The sequence below is a fragment of the Aliikangiella coralliicola genome (assembly GCF_007004725.1).
GTDB classification, from domain to species: Bacteria; Pseudomonadota; Gammaproteobacteria; order Enterobacterales; family Kangiellaceae; genus Aliikangiella; species Aliikangiella coralliicola.
Genome location: NZ_ML660160.1, coordinates 568,296 through 587,942 on the forward strand (window position 1 = coordinate 568,296; position 19,647 = coordinate 587,942).

General features: G+C 41.9%; 14 protein-coding genes. 11 read left to right on the forward strand and 3 right to left on the reverse strand.

What is annotated here, in order from left to right:
- The first annotated feature begins 126 nt into the window (after positions 1 to 126).
- From FLL46_RS02055 to FLL46_RS02090, 8 genes are all read left to right on the forward strand, one after another.
- Positions 127 to 1,143 carry a LacI family DNA-binding transcriptional regulator gene (locus FLL46_RS02055; protein WP_142891751.1) on the forward strand — a complete coding sequence of 339 codons (1,017 nt, stop codon included), beginning with the start codon at positions 127 to 129 and terminating at the stop codon, positions 1,141 to 1,143.
- A gap of 212 nt (positions 1,144 to 1,355) precedes the next feature.
- Positions 1,356 to 3,275, forward strand: coding sequence for a phosphogluconate dehydratase (gene edd / locus FLL46_RS02060; RefSeq protein WP_142891752.1), 1,920 nt, complete (start codon positions 1,356 to 1,358; stop codon positions 3,273 to 3,275).
- A 42-nt stretch (positions 3,276 to 3,317) separates the two neighbouring features.
- On the forward strand, positions 3,318 to 4,856 hold the full coding sequence (zwf, locus tag FLL46_RS02065) for a glucose-6-phosphate dehydrogenase (RefSeq protein WP_142891753.1): 1,539 nt from the start codon (positions 3,318 to 3,320) through the stop codon (positions 4,854 to 4,856).
- A gap of 38 nt (positions 4,857 to 4,894) precedes the next feature.
- Positions 4,895 to 5,605, forward strand: a complete 711-nt coding sequence (pgl, locus tag FLL46_RS02070) for a 6-phosphogluconolactonase (RefSeq protein WP_142891754.1) — start codon at positions 4,895 to 4,897, stop codon at positions 5,603 to 5,605.
- 32 nt (positions 5,606 to 5,637) lie between these two features.
- Entirely contained in the window at positions 5,638 to 6,279 is a 642-nt protein-coding gene (locus FLL46_RS02075) for a bifunctional 4-hydroxy-2-oxoglutarate aldolase/2-dehydro-3-deoxy-phosphogluconate aldolase (protein ID WP_142891755.1), read from the forward strand.
- Between the two features lie 96 nt (positions 6,280 to 6,375).
- Entirely contained in the window at positions 6,376 to 7,413 is a 1,038-nt protein-coding gene (gene gap / locus FLL46_RS02080; RefSeq protein WP_142891756.1) for a type I glyceraldehyde-3-phosphate dehydrogenase, read from the forward strand.
- Positions 7,414 to 7,427: 14 nt separating this feature from the next.
- Entirely contained in the window at positions 7,428 to 9,071 is a 1,644-nt protein-coding gene (gene pgi / locus FLL46_RS02085) for a glucose-6-phosphate isomerase (protein ID WP_142891757.1), read from the forward strand.
- A gap of 316 nt (positions 9,072 to 9,387) precedes the next feature.
- Positions 9,388 to 10,353, forward strand: a complete 966-nt coding sequence (locus FLL46_RS02090; RefSeq protein WP_142891758.1) for a DUF1853 family protein — start codon at positions 9,388 to 9,390, stop codon at positions 10,351 to 10,353.
- Between the two features lie 48 nt (positions 10,354 to 10,401).
- Here the strand turns inward: FLL46_RS02090 and FLL46_RS02095 are convergent, their stop codons facing one another.
- Positions 10,402 to 14,004: an EAL domain-containing protein gene (locus tag FLL46_RS02095; RefSeq protein ID WP_142891759.1), complete on the reverse strand. Its 3,603-nt coding sequence runs from the start codon at positions 14,002 to 14,004 to the stop codon at positions 10,402 to 10,404.
- A 304-nt stretch (positions 14,005 to 14,308) separates the two neighbouring features.
- Between FLL46_RS02095 and FLL46_RS02100 the strand changes: the two genes are divergently transcribed.
- Positions 14,309 to 15,034: a cyclic di-GMP-binding domain-containing protein, MshE-related gene (locus FLL46_RS02100; RefSeq protein ID WP_142891760.1), complete on the forward strand. Its 726-nt coding sequence runs from the start codon at positions 14,309 to 14,311 to the stop codon at positions 15,032 to 15,034.
- 35 nt (positions 15,035 to 15,069) lie between these two features.
- On the opposite strand, the gene FLL46_RS02105 is transcribed toward FLL46_RS02100, so the two are convergent.
- Together FLL46_RS02105 and FLL46_RS02110 are read right to left on the reverse strand one after the other, a co-directional pair.
- Positions 15,070 to 15,522: a tellurite resistance TerB family protein gene (locus FLL46_RS02105; protein WP_142891761.1), complete on the reverse strand. Its 453-nt coding sequence runs from the start codon at positions 15,520 to 15,522 to the stop codon at positions 15,070 to 15,072.
- 459 nt (positions 15,523 to 15,981) lie between these two features.
- A complete protein-coding gene (locus FLL46_RS02110; RefSeq protein WP_142891762.1) occupies positions 15,982 to 17,658 on the reverse strand; it encodes a FimL-related protein in 1,677 nt (558 codons plus the stop codon).
- A 365-nt stretch (positions 17,659 to 18,023) separates the two neighbouring features.
- Between FLL46_RS02110 and FLL46_RS02115 the strand changes: the two genes are divergently transcribed.
- Both FLL46_RS02115 and FLL46_RS02120 read left to right on the forward strand, forming a co-directional pair.
- A complete protein-coding gene (locus tag FLL46_RS02115) occupies positions 18,024 to 18,341 on the forward strand; it encodes a hypothetical protein (protein WP_142891763.1) in 318 nt (105 codons plus the stop codon).
- 198 nt (positions 18,342 to 18,539) lie between these two features.
- Complete coding sequence (locus FLL46_RS02120) at positions 18,540 to 19,625, forward strand: GGDEF domain-containing protein (protein ID WP_168204002.1); 1,086 nt, start codon at positions 18,540 to 18,542, stop codon at positions 19,623 to 19,625.
- Positions 19,626 to 19,647: the final 22 nt, after the last annotated feature.

Consider the following 19,647-nt stretch of genomic DNA (forward strand, 5'->3'; position numbering starts at 1 on the left):
TTTTGATCGATATACTGATTGGTGTATTACACAAATTTGAGCTCATGAAATGACTCGCAGAGTAACCTTGTAAACAACACTGATCTGAAATAGGTCTGTTATCGCGGTTTGATAAAGGAAATAAAGTTGCAAAAAGTCACTATCAATGTTGTCGCTAAACACGCAGGAGTGTCTAAGAAAACGGTTTCAAGGGTGCTTAATGACGAGCCCAATGTAAGTCAATCAACCAAGCAAAAAGTAACAGACGCATTTAATGAACTAGGTTACCGACCGAGCCCCCAAGCCAGAGGACTGGCAACCAATCAATCATTCTTGATCGGTCTGGTTTATGACAATCCCAATAAAAGTTATGTTTCAGATATTCAAACCGGCGCACTAGAGATTTGCGATAAAAATGGGTACCACCTGTTAATTCATCCTACCGACCATGAAAGTGAACAATCACTAACTGGGATTGATAGTTTGATTACTGAGTCGCGTCTTGATGGCTTGGTGCTGACTCCACCTTTTTCTGATATGAAATCTTTGCTTGAAATGCTCGATAGCAGAAAAATTGCATATGTGAGAATTGGTGCAACGGTAATGGAATCGGACTCTCTGTGTGTGATTAGTAATGATGTTCAGGCGGCTTACCAGATGACGCGTTACCTGATCTCATTAGGTCATGTGCAGATAGGCTTTATCAAAGGGCATATCGACCATAACGTCTCTGAACAGAGGTTTCAGGGGTACTGTAGTGCGTTAGAAGAAGCTGGTATCGAAATTAATTCGGATTACATTCAACAGGGAGACTTCCGATTCACCAGCGGAGAGGATTGCGGCAGACGGTTGCTGGGCTTGGCTAGCCCACCCACTGCGATTTTTGCGAGTAATGATTATATGGCAGCCGGCGTGCTCAAAGTAGCCAGTCAGCGGCGAATTATGATTCCCCATGAGTTATCGGTAGTCGGCTTTGATAATGCACCTATTTGTGAGTATTTGTGGCCGTCGTTAACGACGATAAAGCAGCCCGTCAGAGCAATGGCCTCTCAAGCGGTCAATATTTTGATAGAAAACATCCGAGAAAAAGGGTCAAGTCACGAAAAAAGGCAACTCGACGGTGAGCTAATCGTCAGAGAATCGAGTGCGCCATTAAGAGTTTGATTGTCTACTAAAATCAGATCTACTAATTCACTTTACTAATCCGTTTCATTAATCCCTTTCGCTTGGTACTTCGACAAGTGTTCTCGTTATCGATTTTATTGATTGCTAATTGACACCGGTGTCAGTATGTGCGTTAATTAAACCAGAGCGAAAACCTTTGCTCGTTATCAATTATCAACCGAGAGAGTCTTGTCGAGGCGAAAGAAGAAAGAATGTCTGTATCTGGTCAAAGTGGAAAAAGTACGAAAGCATCAGTCGGAAACAATCAGTCAGCCGCACGAAAGGAAATATCGCGTATAACTCAAAATATTATTGAGAAGAGTAAGCCATTTCGATCGGATTATTTGCGACGAATGGCTGGTCAGGAAGAACATAAGCCCGCTCGTGCGACATTGGGTTGCGGTAACCTTGCACATGGTATGGCTGCGTGTAGTGAGAACGAAAAAAAGCTATTGGCGGCGGAACATGCGCCGAATTTAGCCATCGTTAATTCGTACAATGATATGTTATCTGCACATCAGCCTTATCAGTCTTATCCCGAGCTAATTAGAAAGACCGCTATTCGCGCAGGCGCTACAGCGCAGGTTGCCGGCGGCGTTCCCGCGATGTGCGATGGCGTGACCCAGGGCCAGTCTGGCATGGAGCTGTCTTTATTCAGCCGGGATTTAATCGCTATGGCAACCGCTGTATCGCTTTCCCATAACATGTTCGACGGCGTTCTATGTTTAGGGGTTTGTGACAAAATAGTCCCCGGTCTTCTAGTCGGCGCTCTCAGTTTCGGTCATTTGCCCACCGTGTTTCTGCCAGCGGGGCCCATGACGACCGGTCAGAGCAACAGTGATAAAGCAAAAGTACGTCAGGCATACGCAGAAGGAAAGGTGGGCCGCGCAGAATTATTGGCATCAGAAAGCCACTCCTATCATGGACCAGGCACTTGTACCTTTTATGGTACTGCCAACAGCAACCAAATGCTGATGGAGATAATGGGATTGCACCTGCCGGGGAGTTCCTTTGTACCACCTTATACAAATTTAAGAGAAGCCTTAACTATTGCCGCAGTCGACAATTTAGTTTCGCAACTTAACGGCAATTCTCAGGCGATTCCACTAGCAAAAATTGTCAGCGAAAAGACCATTGTTAACGGTATTGCCGGATTGCTATCAACCGGCGGCTCAACTAATCATGCCATTCACCTGGTAGCAATCGCGAGAGCTGCAGGTATCAAAATTGACTGGCAAGACATGGCTGAGTTATCGGAAGTCGTTCCGTTGCTTTGTCGCATTTATCCTAACGGTAGTGCCGATATCAATCATTTCCATGCGGCCGGTGGAATGGGGTTTTTAATGCGGGAGCTGAGTGATGCTGGACTGCTCCATCAGGACGTTTTTACCATTTTAGGAGAAGGTCTTGAGTCTTATTTTAAAGAACCCGAGTTAACGCAAAACACCAGTGCCGATATCTACCGAGACAAAACTGATGTGAGCTTATCGCAATTTAATGTTCGTTGGAAAAACGTCAGTCGAGAAAGCCTCGACGATACAGTGTTAAGACCTGCGAATCATTCTTTTAGTGAGCAGGGCGGGCTAAAACTGCTTACCGGAAATTTAGGACGTTCAGTGATTAAAGTGTCGGCAGTTGCACAACAGCATCAGGTTGTCGAAGCGCCGGCAGCAGTATTTCATTCGCAAGAAGATTTCGAGAAAAGTTTTAAAAATGGCGAGCTCAATAAAGATTTTGTTGCGGTCATTCGTTTTCAAGGCCCCAAAACAAATGGAATGCCAGAGTTGCATAAGCTAACGCCTTTGTTGGGTGTTCAGCAAGATAAAGGATATCAAGTGGCGATTGTCACTGACGGCCGTATGTCTGGTGCTTCAGGGAAAGTTCCTGCTGCCATTCATATGATTCCGGAAGCGAGTGATGGCGGCGCAATTTCAAAAATTGTAGACGGTGATGTCATTCGATTAGATGCGCAAAAAGGCGAGTTGAATATTTTAGTCGACCAATCCGAATTTGAACAAAGAGAAAGGGTGTCAATCGACAATCTGGATTCTGATTTTGGTGTCGGCCGAGAATTATTTGGTGCTTTTAGAGAGCGGGTTGTTTCGGCGGAACTGGGGGCATCAGTTTTTTGAACCAGTTTTTCCCTGAGAGCAATGTAATGAATTGGAGTAATAATGAAGCAAGTATTTGATTTAGTGATTTTCGGCGGCACGGGTGATTTGTCGATGCGAAAATTATTACCAGCAATGTATCGCGCATACCATCAGGGTCATTGCTCGGAAGACTCGCGCATTTTGGTGTGTTGTCGTAAGCCTAGTGATTTTGAAGTACTACCCGAGCGAATTGAAGAAGCGTTGAAAACTTTTTTAGATGCCGAAGAGTTCGATTCTTCGCGCTGCAATGCTTTTATGTCAATTGTTGAACCGGTAATGCTGGACCTGACAAATCTTGAGCAGGGCTGGACGCAATTCTCCGATTTGTTTGAAGGCAGGGAAGAATACATCCGCCTGTTTTACCTGGCCGTCATGCCGTCGATTTATGGTGCTTGTTGCGAAAATTTGTCGACCAAAAACCTGATTACGCCCAATTCCAGAATCGTTGTCGAGAAGCCCTTGGGATACGACCTGGATTCGGCAGAGAAGATTAATGAAACAATGGCGCGTTACTTTCAGGAAGAGCAAATCTATCGAATTGATCATTACCTGGGAAAGGAAACAGTACAAAACCTCCTGGCGTTGAGGTTCGGTAACTTCCTGTTCGAAAATATCTGGGACTCTAAGGCGATAGAACATATTCAGATTAGCATCAGTGAACAAGTCGGACTCGAAGGAAGGGCGGGGTTTTACGATGAAGCAGGCGCAATGCGAGACATGGTACAAAATCACTTACTGCAACTTTTGTGTCTGGTTGCAATGGAGTCACCGAACAAACTCAGGGCAGAGGATGTTCGCGTTGAAAAAATAAAAGTACTCAGAGCGCTTAAACCTATTTTGCCCGAAGATATGGAGTCGTCGGTTGTCCGAGGCCAGTATGTGAGTGGACAGATTGATGGCGAAAAAGTGCCAGGGTATCTTGATGAACTAGAGAGCTATCAAAGTAATACCGAAACATATGTCGCGATTAAAACTTTTATCGAAAACTGGCGCTGGGCGGGTGTCCCATTTTATTTGCGCACAGGAAAGCGTTTAAAGAAACGAAGTGCAGAAATTATCGTGCAGTTTAAAAACGTCACCCATAATGTTTATGGTTCGAAAGAAAAAAATCTGGAACCCAACAGGTTAATTATTCAGTTACAACCTGAAGAAAAAATTCAATTAGTACTGATGGCTAAGGCGATTGGCGAACACGGTGAGAAGAAAAGTGAAAATGAAGATTTATCTTCATCGCTCGAAAGCAAAGAAAACTTAAAACCAATTACACTCAACCTCGATTTTTCTCAAGAATCGATTCCATTTAAATCTTCAGCTTACCAGCGATTATTAATTGATGCGATTCATGGCAACTCAACATTATTTATTCATCGCGATGAAGTCAGGGCTGCCTGGAAATGGGTTGATCCAATTATTGAAAGCTGGAAATCGTCTGCGGTTCCACCGGAATTTTATAGTGCGGGAAGTTGGGGACCAACTAAAGCGAATGAGCTATTTGAAAAACGAGAACAGAGTTGGATTAACATCGCTGAAAATAAAACGAGTACCGGCAAAAGTAAATAAACTGGAGAGAGAATAGATGAGATTAGAAGGCAATCAATATGACTAAAGAATTCCTTTGCAATGATAGAGAATCACTTTATTTAAAAGTCACCAAGCGATGTGCATTGCAACTAACGCGAGGAGTGGAAAAACAGGGAAGAGCCAGTATGGTTGTGCCCGGTGGTACAACACCAGCCCCGGTTTTTGAGAAGCTTTCTCACATGTCGTTATTATGGCACAACATATTAGTTGCACCGTCGGATGAACGATGGATAGAGACCACGCACGAGCAAAGTAACCAGTGGTTAATTCAGCAAAAATTACTTGTCAATAATGCGCGAGAAGCGCGTTTAATGCCGTTAAAAAATGAAGCGAAAACTCCGGCAGAAGGAGAAGCGCAGTCTGAATTAAGTATTAGCGAATTACCACAGCCTTTTGATGTCACTCTACTCGGTATGGGAAAAGACGGACACTTCGCTTCTTTATTTCCCGGCGCCCAGCAAATTGGTGAAGCTATGGACCCAGCACAAACTAAAAAGTGTATTGGTATTAACGCCCAAGGATGTCCGGTCGCTGGTGAGTATACACAGCGTATGAGTTTAACTTTGCCGGCTTTGCTCCACAGCCAGTTAATTATTCTATTGATTACTGGTAAAGAAAAACTCGAGGTATTGCGCGGTGCTGGTGGGGAGAAAGATGTGTTGAAACAACCGATAAGTGCACTCTTAAATCAAAGACAAACTCCGGTCGAAGTTTATTGGGCGGAATGATCGAATTAACAACGAGTAATCAGGATTTTGATATGACAGATATGATCGATATTCTCAAACGCGGCCCAGTGATTCCGGTGATAGTTATTGACCGCTTGTCTGATGCTTTACCGCTAGCTTCTGCACTTGTAGAAGGAGGACTAAAAGTCCTCGAAGTGACTTTGCGAACATCCGTTGCTATCGAAGCTGTATCACAAATCAAGCAAGCGTTTCCTGACGTGGCTGTTGGTACTGGTACGGTAACTGATATGTCCACATTGAGAGCATCCATAGAAGTAGGTGCTGATTTTATGGTGAGTCCTGGTGTCACCAGTAGTTTGTTACGTGCTGCAGTGGCAGAAGGAGTCAACCTGTTGCCGGGAGCGTCGACGCCGAGTGAAGCGATGCATTTATTAGAAGAAGGGTATTTGTGTCAAAAATTTTTCCCAGCGGAAGCAGCGGGCGGCATTGAAATGCTTAAAGCATTAGCTGGTCCACTACCACAAATTACTTTTTGCCCAACCGGCGGGATCTCCCTCGAAAGTGCTGATCGCTATCTTGAATTAGCGAATGTTGCTTGTGTGGGAGGAACCTGGATGCTGAATAAAAAAATGATTGAGAAAAAAGACTGGTCAGGCATTAAAAAGTTAGCACAACAGGCAAGTATGGTTGGAACGACCAATAACGACAGCTAGCCGTTTTGTCCTAAGAACGTAGATTAAGTTAAGTGAAAAATATTGCCAATAGCCTATTGGCATCCAATTAAGTTTATCACCTTGTGGGAGGTAGAAATGATTAGAGTTGCTATTAATGGGTACGGTCGAATCGGGCGTAATGTTTTGCGGGCGTTGTATGAGTCGGGCAAAAGAAGCGAAATTCAAATAGTGGCTATTAACGATTTGGGGAGCGCTGAAACGAATGTCCATTTAACACGATACGATTCTGTTCACGGAAAGTTTAATGCAGAGGTTTTATTTTCTGAAAATATCATGAGTGTCAATGGAGATGAGATAGAAGTATTATCAGAAAGAGAACCGAAAAATTTACCCTGGAAGCGCCTGGGGATTGATGTTGTATTTGAGTGTACCGGTGTTTTCAGAAGCAGAGCCCAAGCCAAAACTCATATTGAGGCAGGTGCTCATAAGGTCATTATCTCCGCACCTGGGACCGATGTTGATGCGACTATTGTTTATGGTGTTAATGATGAAGTGTTAAATAGCGATTCTCAAATTATTTCAAACGCTTCTTGTACCACAAATTGTCTCGCACCGATTGCTAAGGTAATTAACGACTCGATTGGTATTGAAAAAGGAGTCATGACAACGGTGCATGCTTATACCAATGATCAAAATTTGATCGATATGCCACACAAAGATCTCTACCGGGCGCGTTCAGCAACAATGTCGATGATTCCAACGAAAACTGGCGCTGCACAAGCTGTCGGATTGGTATTGCCCGAGATGCAAGGGAAACTTGATGGTCTTGCTGTTCGAGTACCAACTGCAAATGTATCACTCATTGATTTTAATTTTATTGCGTCTCGTGAAACGAGTGTTGATGAGATCAACACTTTAATTAAAAACGCCTCAATGGGAAAAATGGCCGGAGTTTTGTACTTTAATGATGAACCCTTAGTGTCAATTGATTTTAACCACAACTCGGCATCGTCCTGTTTTGATGCTTCTCAAACTGGTGTTAACGGTAACCTGGTTAAAGTGATGGCCTGGTACGATAACGAGTGGGGGTTTTCAAATCGAATGCTCGACACTTGTCAGGCATTGATGCAGGTTTGCGAACAACAAATAGAAAGATTGCAAAAGGCTGTTTAACAAGAGAATTTAAAATGCATTTTCCCCGGAATTCTGAAAGTTGGAACGCGCTTCAACAGCATTTTGAGCAAACCAGAAATGTCCATATGCGAGATCAGTTTAATGATAATCGCGCTCGTTTTGAAGAGTTTTCAATTCGATTTAATGACATTTTATTTGATTATTCTAAAAACCGAATTGATACAGAAACAATAAACCTGTTAATTCGTTTAGCTAAAGATGCTGGTGTGCCCGAAATGATTGAGAAAATGTTTTCGGGGGAAAAAATAAACCATACTGAAAATCGTTCGGTCCTTCATGTGGCATTGCGCAACCGTTCGAAAAAGCCTTGTTATGTCGATGGCATTAATATAATTCCAGATGTGGAATATGAGTTAGCACGGGTGAAAAAACTCGCCAGGTCGATTCGCGCCAGGGAGTGGTTAGGGGCGACTGATCAACCCATTACTGATGTCGTTAATATCGGCATCGGTGGTTCTCACCTTGGTCCGTTAATGGTGACCGAAGCGCTAAGACCTTACGCACTACACGATCTCAATGTTCATTTTGTTGCGAATATTGACGAGAACCACATTAACGATACCTTGGAAAATCTAAAGCCGGAAACGACGCTTTTTATTATTTCATCTAAGAGTTTTACTACTCAAGACACCATGGTTAATGCTGAGACTGCAAGACAATGGTTTTTGAGTCGCTTGCCCGACGAAAAGCTGCTGGCGAAACATTTCGTTGCGGTCACCGAAAACCAGAAAGCTGCGAATCAATTCGGCATTGAAATTGATAATATATTTAAAATGTGGGATTGGGTCGGTGGACGTTATTCCCTTTGGTCGGCCATCGGACTCTCGATTGTCATATCAATAGGCCCTGAAAATTTTGACCAATTATTGGGCGGAGCATACGACGCTGATCAGCATTTTCGAGACTCTCCATTTGAACATAATATTCCGGTGATTATGGCTTTGCTCGGCATTTGGTACAATAACTTCTATGGTGCCCAGACTACCGCCGTATTGCCTTATGCGCAACATATGCATCGATTTCCTGCTTATTTGCAGCAAGCGGATATGGAAAGTAATGGTAAGTTTATTGACCGCGCGGGTAATCAAATAGACTACTCGACCGGACCGATACTATTTGGTGAAATCGGTATTCCCAGCCAGCATGCGTTTTACCAATTGTTGCATCAGGGAACCAAGTTGGTGCCGGTTGACATTCTTGCGCCGATATTTAACTTTCAAGGCGCTTCAAAGCATCATAATGCATTGATGTCGAACGTCTTCGCGCAGACTGAAGCGTTAATGAAAGGAAAAACAGAGCAAGAAGTTTTGGATGAGCTCTCGATCCAGGGATTATCTGAAGCAGAAATTGAAAAGTTGTTACCTCACAAAGTTTTCCCTGGTAATCGACCAAGTAATACCTTTTTGTTTGAAACCCTTAACCCAAAAACTCTGGGCTCGTTGATTGCGTTATACGAACATAAGATATTTGTGCAGGGCATTATCTGGAACATTAATTCGTTTGATCAGTGGGGCGTTGAATTAGGGAAACACCTGGCAAATAAAATCATGCAAGATATTAATAATCCTGAAGTGGTTTGTGGACATGACAGTTCTACCGATGGATTGATTAATTACTATAAGTCGAGGAAAGTTTAACCTTAGTGTTTTGGTTAGCGTCGTGCCGCCGCCTAGGGTTTTGAATGATATTTTACCAAGACAAAGGATTTAAAGGTTGAGTAAAAACAAAAGCTCAAATCTCCCCTGGCCCTTCTTTTCAAAGAGGGGAATGTAAACTTCTTCGATCCTCTTCACAGCAAATGTATTGAACAATGTGGCAGCAGTCCAAATAGCATCTTTGACAATTGGTATACTTTAACTTAGTTGGCATGTACGATAACCAATAGTTAATACAAAACATCGCGCCGCCGGCGCTTTAAGATTGCCTGGGTTGTAAAGCAAGGGTCACTATTTGATGGAACTTTCAAATGAGCAGTTATTCATAAACAACCAGTTTGTCCGTGACTTGGCGTGGATATTTCAGTCGACGCCCTTGATAAGCTCTGAACACATGAGTTTCGAAAAGGACTTCTCCGATGATGCGTGGCTGAAAGAGCTGGATAGCAATCCTGAGATGCTGGAAGCGCATTTAAAAAATAAAAACCTGAGAATGCTAGGACCATACTTTGAAGGCTTGTGGGAGTTTTATCTCCGCTTTTATCCAGGTAAAAAATTGTTGGCAAAAAATGTTCAGGTTTTTGGCGATAATAAGACCCTTGGCGAATTTGATTTTATTTATTTTGACGAATTGACGCAACAGTACCGACACCTTGAAGTTGCAATAAAATACTATCTGGGCTCCACGGGTATGACTGAAACCGACTCTCATGAAAGCGACTCTTATGAAACCAGCTCTCATGATACAACTTCAATGAGTACCTGGATTGGACCTAATACGAACGACAGATTGGATAGGAAATTTAATAAGCTAGTAATGCATCAATCGAAACTCTCGCAAACGGCGGCGGGGCGCGAAGCATTACTAAAGCTAGGTGTTAAAGACATTAAAAGCGAAATCTGCTTACTTGGATACCTGTTTTATCCTGAACATTATCCTCTCGACTCGCCATTAAATTCGCAAGCTAATCATCATCGAGGACGCTGGTTGAGAATCAGTGATTTAGCCAGTTTTGTCCACCGATCAGACTATTGGTCGGTGCTAGAGAAACCACATTGGCTAGCGCCAATCGTAAGAGAATCGTCGGCTCTTTTATCCAGTAAGGAGGTTGTTGAAAGGCTGACGTTGTTGATTGAAGATAAACAGCACCCTATATTAATTTCTGGCTTTTCCGGATCAGAGGCATTTGCACCGTGCTATGCTAGTGAACAACTGGTTTTTGTTGTTCCCGATAACTGGCCGAATAAATCGAGCTCGGGATAGGATGATACTGTTTGTTGAAACTCGTCGTTTTAGGCTCGCCCCACAGAATTAGCTTTTGTCGGCAATCAAACTGTCGCTGAAAATAAACTCACGAAAATTATTTTCGCTCATTGGTTTCCCGAGGTAATAGCCCTGACCAAAATCACAATGGTTGTTAACCAAAAAGTTGAGTTGTTGCTGAGTTTCTATTCCTTCAGCGACAACTTTAATTTTTAAGCGTTTGGCCATGACTAATATTGTTTCAATAAGTGTCTCGGCCGAACTTTCCTTTTCTATTTTTTCGACAAATTCCCGATCTATTTTGATAATGTCGACGGGAAACTTTACCAGGTAGCTAAGCGATGAATAACCGGTGCCAAAATCATCGATTGCAATTTTTACATTATAAGTTTTTAGTTTTTCTAATACACTGAGTGCTTTTTCCGAATCATCGGTTAACAGTCTTTCTGTGATTTCTACTGTAATATTTATTTTCTGGCTGAGGGTCTTGATGCATTCCATCCAGGTTTCAAGCGCTTTATCTCGCGTATGGAATAATCTCGGGGACACGTTAATTGAAAGTCCGACATTTCTACCTTTCTGATTGATTTTTATAAGCGCCTGTACCGCGTTTTCAAGCATCAAAAGATCGATCTTGTTAATGAGTCCAGATTCTTCCGCAAGACTGATAAATTCAACTGGAGGGATAAATTGCCCATCGGCTTTTTGCCATCTTGCCAGCGCTTCACATTTGGTTACCCGGTTAGTTTTTAAATCGAGAATTGGCTGATAATAGGTTGCCAATTTTCTATTTTTTACTGCGATGATTAAGTGGTTAAGAAGGGCATGCCGATACTCTGAATTTTGTTGCATCTCGCGCGTATAAAATTGCCAGCCATTTCTACCACTGCCTTTTACCGTGTACATAGCCTGGTCTGCTTTCCTCAGCAGACTCTGTGCATTCTCTCCGTCATCAGGATATAGCGCGATACCGATACTCGCGCTGCAATGTAAAACAATCTCATCGAAGTGGTAAGCTTGTTGCATATTTTCCAGAATAATTTCGGTAATTTTTAGTGCTGTATTGTAGTGAGGAACATTGGCGATAATCACGCCGAATTCGTCACCGCTCAATCTGGAAACTGTATCCGATTCTCGAACGCAACTCTGAATTCGTTTAGCTGACTCAATCAAAAGTCTGTCACCGATTTGGTGGCCATGATTGTCATTAACGGGTTTAAACCGGTCCAGGTCGATAAAAAGAACCGCAATTTTATTTTTGTTTCGGCGAGCACTATCAATCGCTTTGTTAAGTCTATCATTAAATAATATTCGGTTAGGCAGGTCTGTTAAAGAATCGTAAGTTGCCTGGTGTTCTATTAATTTTGCGCTAAGCACTTTGTCAGTAACATCTTGGAGTGTACCTGTGACAAAAGTTTGCTCGTTCTCTCTCGACGAACTCGCGATAATTCTTAGCCAGCTTTTTTGATCGTCCTTGGAGTTCAGTTCTAACTCAATATCGAACGGACTACCGGTTTTTATAGCCAAATCTATATTCGACTTCCACACAAGTAAGCCATCTTTTTCAAAAAGCTCAGCGATTTCATTGATATTTTCAGGCTTATATTGCGCGGGCTTTTTTAATAAAAGTGAAGACTGTTGTGACCATTGAGCAAAGTTGAGTTGCTCGTCAACTTTCCAGCCACCAATTCTGGCAACGCTTCCCACTTTTTCGAGTAGTTTCTGATTGTTTCTGATTAATGTTTCTAATTTTTGTTTTTCTCGCTCCTGTTTAAACCTGAATGAAGTAAATGAACAGATAATAAGAACGATTATCAGTGAGGCTAGCCTGACGAAAAGAATGTTGGTTGAGAAGTTTTCGTTGTGGCCTATTGGAGAGGCGGCCAGATGCCAGGTGCCGCCGCCAACGCTGATAATGAACTGGACTCTCTCAGGATCTTCAAATACACGCTTTTCACCGAAGAAAACAGGGCCTTCTCTACCTAGCGAATCATAACTTTTTATGGCCAGTTTGGTTTCTTTTGCGAGAGTTCTGACGTCTGAGTGTTGGTATAGTGATTCTGCATCAAGTGGTGCTGAAATAATGCCCCATAATCGCCTGTCAGAACCGTCCCCGGTGTAAATCGGCGCTCTACCGATAAAAGCGACCCCGCCCTGGACCAGGTTGACTGGCCCTGCAACTAATAGTTGTCCGCTATTGGCAACTTGCATGACCATTTCTCTTTGTGCGTCATTTTTTCGGTAGTCTAAACCGATAGCTTTTTCATTATTTTTCAGTGGATAAACATAATTGACGACAAGGTCTTTAGCTGCCGCAAAATTAATGAGCATGGGTTCTTTCTTAAAAATTTCGCTCGCATAGTTTGCGTATTCGTCATAAGTCAGGTCTGGCGTGGCCGAAATATAAGCGGCAAAACCGCTCAACATAGACAAATTGGTTTGAAGGTTTCCTTCTAACTTAGCGCTAACGGAACTCAATTGCTGCAGCAGGTTGAGTTTTACCGCCTGGGCATCATCTTTTTCAAGATTGGCCTCAAGTTCTAATTCAATGATGAGTGTTATAGCCAGAATACCGGTAATCGTTAATAACAGATATCGCTTGTACCAGAATATAAAAATGGCGGGAGTGAGCGCAACAAGTGCCAGGATAAAAATAATTTTATCCAGATAATTATCTGCTTTTGTTTCTGTACTAAAGAAAAAGCTTGATTTGTCCAGATGAGATCGCACTAAACCAAGGGACCGTATTCTTTCATTCATGGTAAACCAGCGGTCCTGATTAATATAACCAATCGGTTTTTGAGGGTATTGAATTAAGTTATCAATCAGGTCGGAGAATGCCAGATTATAATCAAGGACATTGTCATATTGATAGATATAACGAGGTAACTGGGTGGAAATTTGTTGCGCGATTTGTTGCTTGTTGTTGAGTGCGTACAACCAGCCTTGTTGTGTTGCGGAAATAAATTTTTCCACCAGGTCTGGTCGATTTTGTGACAGTCGCTGAGAAGTGTACAAGGTGTCGCCGTAAAAACTTAGGCCGAAGTCGCCGGGAAGAAGTTTATTTAATGTTATTTTTTTTTCTTTTGATTGTATCAATGCAGAGACTTCATAGGTGACGATGGCGTCAGCTTTGCGATTAATTAATGTTTCGACGGTTACCGGCTCATCAACAAATTGAATGGTATCGATATCGTATCCGCGTGCCTTAAAAAGCGCTTCAATTTCCATTTTTGTTGAATCGCTGTCGATGACGGCAATACGTAGTTTTGCCAGTTGCGACAAATTATTGAGTGGAACCTCGGGCAGCGAAAATACAGCGCTGGGACTACGCTGAAAAATTGAAGCTAATACGACAAGTTCGACGCCTTGATCCTTGCCAATCAGTATGTCCAGTCCACCTACGGCAAAATCAGCATTACCGGATTTGATTTCTTCAATGGGGTTAGCCATTGTCCCATTTGCACGTGCGGCAGAGCGGATTTCAACATCGAGCCCGGCGTCTTGGTAAAAGCCTTGCCACTTTGCCGCATAATATCCAGCAAACTGAAATTCGTGCTCCCATTTCAGTTGCAGAACGACTTTTTCGGTCGCACGAGCCGCACCGCAAAATAGCAATAATGCTAATAGCCGGAGAAATAATTTAAACATCTCGTAATTTTTACTGGAATCAAACGCTTAGCTTAATCCTAGTAGAGTTCGGACGTTATTGCAGAAGAGATTGGTGTAAATATTGATAAGGAGCACTAGTTATTCAACGCAAAATGTCATAAACACGAAGTGATTTAGACAATTTCAACTTATACGCTTTTAAATCACTTATCTGAGAATAATTATTTGACAGCTTCACCTATAATTATTGAATGAAAAAGATATTTTAACGGATAGTATTTTGCCAGGTTAAAGGCTTAACTGGCTGATTCATATAGGTTCGCGGAGGTCGGGAGTGTTTTCGATGGGGGCAAAACAAGACTCTTCTAAATTGGGTCTGTTGTTAATTGATAAAGGTTGGATAACCGAGAAGCAGCTTAAGCGAGCACTAGAGTGCCAGCAGAGCAGTGAAAAGCGTTTGGGAGAAGTGTTAGTTGAAATGGAAATGATAACGACCAGACAACTTAAAAAAGTGCTCAGGCGCCAATGCTGGTTACGCTCTGTTGTTGCAAGTATTGTTATGGCCGCCGCACCGGTTTGCCCGGTTTTGGCGAACGAAAAAAATACTGACGTTGAATATAATGATAATGTTGATTTTGCCTGGGAGAATGATGTTTTAGCTGGTTCTGACTATATTCCAGGCGTACAACAAACCCATCGGTTTAGCGCTGATGAAAATTTTACCCTGGGTTTTCGACACCAATTTTCGTCCGGTGCCGGTTTAGAGTTGAGTGTGACCAGTTCAAATATCAATTTTGACAATGGCTTAAGTTCTTTTTCACCGCAAATATCATTGTTCAGTTCCGCCAGGCTAAAACTGCACCCTGCAAATACCACAAGCCAGTTACAAACCAGGCACCGTTCTGATCGGTATAAAAACAGCATACCGGCAATCTATCGGCTGACTTTGAAGGGTTATTCGCTATACGAGCGTTCAAATAATAAAATAGAAGCTTGGGGACTTAATCGAGTAAAGGGAAAACAGTATAAAGATTATGAGTTAATGTTTTCGGTCACGAAACATTTTTGATGTTTTTCCTGGGCACTTATTTTATGAGTGCTTAATTATTCTTTTACTACCCGAAGTTTTGCTTTAATAAATTCGCTGTGGGGCACAAATAACAGGTCACATATTTTTCTCAGGTAATGCTCCTCATAACTGTCGACCTTTCCATCGGCGTAAGCGATTTTCCATAGATTTTCTATTACCTGAATTTTTTCAGGCATATCGAAGTTTTGATTAATCAGGGAAGTGAACTGATAGTAATCAACAGACTCTTTCAGTTCCTGCTGTGCCAGCGAAACAAGTTGATTGAGTTCTATTTCACTGATTTTTAGCTGTTGTTTCAGTAGAGATTTGAGCTTACTTTCTTCGCTAACATCGATTTTATTATCGATACCGACCATTTCAATGAATATTGCAGCAACGGCCATATTCAGAGACCGCTGACGCTCTTCTTCCGAAGGCTCTTCCGTCACCATATAGCTTTCAAAAAATAGTTTTATTTTTCGTATCATCGAACCGTTAATTTGATTATTGGTTATTTTAGGAAAACATCTGATAGGCGCACTAAACTGAAGCTCTCGAATAAACCACTAAAAAGCGTCAACAGTAATATTGCGTTTTATCAGCCAGAAAGTTATTTCACCAAATTTACAATAATAAGTCCAATTGAATCTGCTTTGCTGTCAATTTGCGGTATTTTTGCTTTCACGCTGACACCCAAGCCGTAAAAGCGTAACTAATTAACCTGAGATTCGGATAAGGAAATTCCCCCGCGCCCCTATTTTTGCGGCTCTCCGCGTTAAGTCTGCTTTCAATAGCTTGCTATTGCTTCACAGCCTTGCCTTGATAGCCACAAAAATAGTGGCACTGGCCAATATTGAGTTTATTAATTCATCAAAATCGTTTCAACTGATTGAAATAGCAATCTATTGAGAAGTCTGTTGAATTCCCTTATCCAAACCTCAGGTTAATTACGAATTCTTGTTCAGTCTATTTAGATGTAACAAGCTATTTTCTGCGAAGGTTAAAATTCTTGAACTGGGTTTTGCAGTAAAATTCAGCGTTTCTAGATAGAACTCCAGGCTACCGATAATATCCGCAAATAGATTTAACGCATCGTCGCTAGTGGTGTGAGGGTTTTTAACCAGGTAGTGTTCCAGAAACAAGCTGCAGCCTGACAATATTGGTTCCGCCTGTTTTACCTTGAGTTTTGAAAAGCCGACGCTTATTTGTTTGATTAGTTCAGGACAATCTTTCAGTAAAAGTACTTTGCGATTTTTATCCACAAACTGTGTGAGGGTTTTTATCAGTTGATTGACGTCTGCGGAAGTTTTTTTCCAGATATCTTTTTCGGTTTTGCTGAGTCGTTGACGTCTGGGTGAAGTTCGTCCTGAATATTTGGCTAGTTCAGATTGATTGACCGCTTTGCGAATACTATCAAGTACGATAAAGAGTATATTGGTATCTTTGTCATTCAGTATTTGATTGTTTTCAACGGCTTTGTTGATCAGGTCAATGGCAACTGTCAGTCTCACCGATTGATCATCAACCTGCAAAATTTGCAACAGGTTATTCAGATTACTCATCTGCTTTCTGACATGTTTTAAGTCGTCAATGTCGTGATCGTTTTCCTGACTGTGAGTAAGTGTTTTTTCAATGCGTAGGATTTCTTCGTGAAGCGATTGAGCGATGGATTTGTAGTCCTGATCGCTAGGACCACGAAGTTCCTCGGATTCCTTTCGAAGGAGTTCGTCTGTGATTGTATCGTCGAATTTGAATTGAAAGTGATCGAACAGGCGTTCCGCCCGTTTACTGGTTGCACCGCTAATTGAGGTTAAGTAAAGCATTTCTCTGGTTAACGCTGCCATTTCCGCTTTATTATCATCTAGTAAATTTTCGGCTTTATTTTCCACTTTTCTAATTTGGCGGTCCAGGCGAGAAAACAGTTTTAAGCGTGAACGTGTGAGCGCCAGTTTTTCTTCAATATAGCCATCCAACATAACTTCAGCTATCCACCAAAGATTTGGGCTATTGGGGCGAGGGCATTCTAAATCGAGCTTCCTCAGGGCTTTTTGCATCATCCTTAATCCGCCGTTTAAATTTGTCTGGCGTAATACCTCAATCAGACCAACCTGGTACATCTGGCGAAAGTGTCTTGATTTAGTGGCGCTTTCTTCGCTAGTGACTAAAACGAGCTTCTTGCCGCCGCGGGTTTTATTTCCATCATCGTGGAAAAAGGCTGACTCCTCCAGTAATGGTGCATTGATGCTGGTTCTCAAATCGTTGATTGATGGCAATAATAATTGGGGTAAATCATAGGGTTTCTGGTTGATATGCTCGACATATCGCATCAGGCGAGCGTGTGCAACTGAAGCCACTTCAAGCAAACGAGTGCGGGTTTCAGGTTTTCGCTTAGGCAGTTTTTTTAGCAAAGCGCTGGTATCCACCACGAGTCGCTGCGCACCGGACATTTCCAGTAACGTAAACACACCTTTTAACTTCTGTAAGTGCCCTAGCGACTTTTTTAAAGCTTTGGTGTTTTTAAATGAGCGAGAGTATTGTTCCAGAGCGTTAATAGACAGGTTTATTTCGGCAGAAACATCTTCCAGAATTAAGTCCAGAGACTGGAGTGTACTAACTTGCGCCATAGTGGGATTTTCCAGTTGAAATATTGTCCAGTTAGAATATTGTCCAATTAATATAATTCTAAAGTATTGGAAATCGAATACAATTCGATAGTTTACATCAAAATATTAGTCCATGTATCACGGCAATTAGTAAAACTGTGAACCGAGCGACTCTATTAGGTTTAGTTCATTCCTGAATTTAGACTAAATAAACACTAGTTATAAAAATAGCTGAATATAGCGAAATTGCGTATAAGTTAACAATTTACAAGTATCTCATTCTGGTAATATCCTATTCTTATTTGTACGATAGTCTTTAAACACGCTTTGGATTAAGCGTACTTTTATTTTGCCGCTGGATAGAAAAACATTAACCAGGAACGCAGATGTTCATAAAACCCGCAACCGGTTGGGAAAATTTTAATCAATGCGATGAGCTGCTTGAACTCATCGCCACGAGCCTCAGGTTGGAAGAAAACGAAGGCATTTGGCAATATTACAACTTCTCCGAATGCTGCTCGGTATGGTGTTCGTGCGAAGTTTCGGCCACTAATCAAGTGCAAATTACGTTTGACAATTGTGACGCAAACGCTCGAATCAAGTCACTGGTTCTGGAAATGACCAACAATTCCGGAAGGCACTTTAAGCAGTTATTTCGATTGAGAAAAGAGTTGAAAAATCAATTTGATATTCACGATGACTAGTATTTTATTTGTCGACTGATTTCCTCCCAAACCACCACAAATAGTCTATTCTTAATTAAAACAAATGCGCCTCGCAGATTGAGATTAATTTCTGTTTAGCGTTAAAAAAATACCAAATACTAACTATAACCTTTCGGTTTTATGCCTATCGAGACCAATTTTCAATATCGAAATCAATTGATACAAAGACGGATTGATATGGATCTGTTGAACCGATCAATTCCGGGAATTGTAATCTACGCGATACTTTGGCCCATTATCATCTTTCCCGTTGGATTTCATCTGGAGCACTGGGATATAAGCTGGCGTTTTATGATTGCTTTAGCAGGAGTCAGTTTTCTCCGTTGGGTGCAAAGGCAATTGACTCAGTTGTGGTATCCCTATCATCGAAGAAGTTGGTTGATATTTTTTGCAACCAGTTCATTTGTGCAGGCGCTGTTGTGGGGGAGTTTGTTCATTCTGGCCATCCATGACCCCCGATTTGAACCCATTCGATTTGTGATAGTGCTCGCTATTGGCGGTATGGCGAGTGGGGCTATGAGTGCGCTTAACCCAAGACTCTGGGTGAGCGTTACTAATGTTTGTTTGATCTTAAGTCCAGGCATTTATGCCAGCTTCTTTCTCGTTGAGAACTATTCCCAGGGAATTTTGATTACCATTTATCTTGCTTATTTGGTTATGTTGAGCCGTCGCTCAAATAAAGAGTATTTGCGTGCTTTTAGAATTGAGAGTCAACTTGAGTCTCAAAGGAAGGAGTTAGAGCGGATAAATAAAATTGATCCGCTGACGTCAATTTTTAATCGGGGCCACTTTAATACAGCGTTTGAATTTCAATGGAATGCAGGCATCAGAAGTCAACAGGAGCAATCTTTATTGATGATCGATGTCGACAATTTTAAATTGATTAACGATCAGCATGGGCATTTATTTGGAGATGAATGCCTGATTTATGTCGCTAACTCGATTAGCAGCGCGGCGAAAAGAAAAACAGATTTGATTGCCCGCTTTGGAGGAGAAGAGTTTGCGGTTTTGTTGAGCGATACTTCCCTTGATGAAGCCCATCAGCTTGCTGAGACTATCCGGGTTGAAATTGAAAGCAAACCATTTGTTTTTGACGGTATTGAACTGGTTGTTACCGTTAGTATTGGCGTTGCCAGTTTTATTCCTTCTGCAGGTATTAATTCAATCCAGCTCGTCGATAACGCGGATAAGGCTTTGTACCTGGCGAAAGAACAAGGTCGTAACTGTGTCAGAAGCTACTTAGTTAACCCGAGTTCAGGTTAGTTAATCTGAACCCGGGATAGTT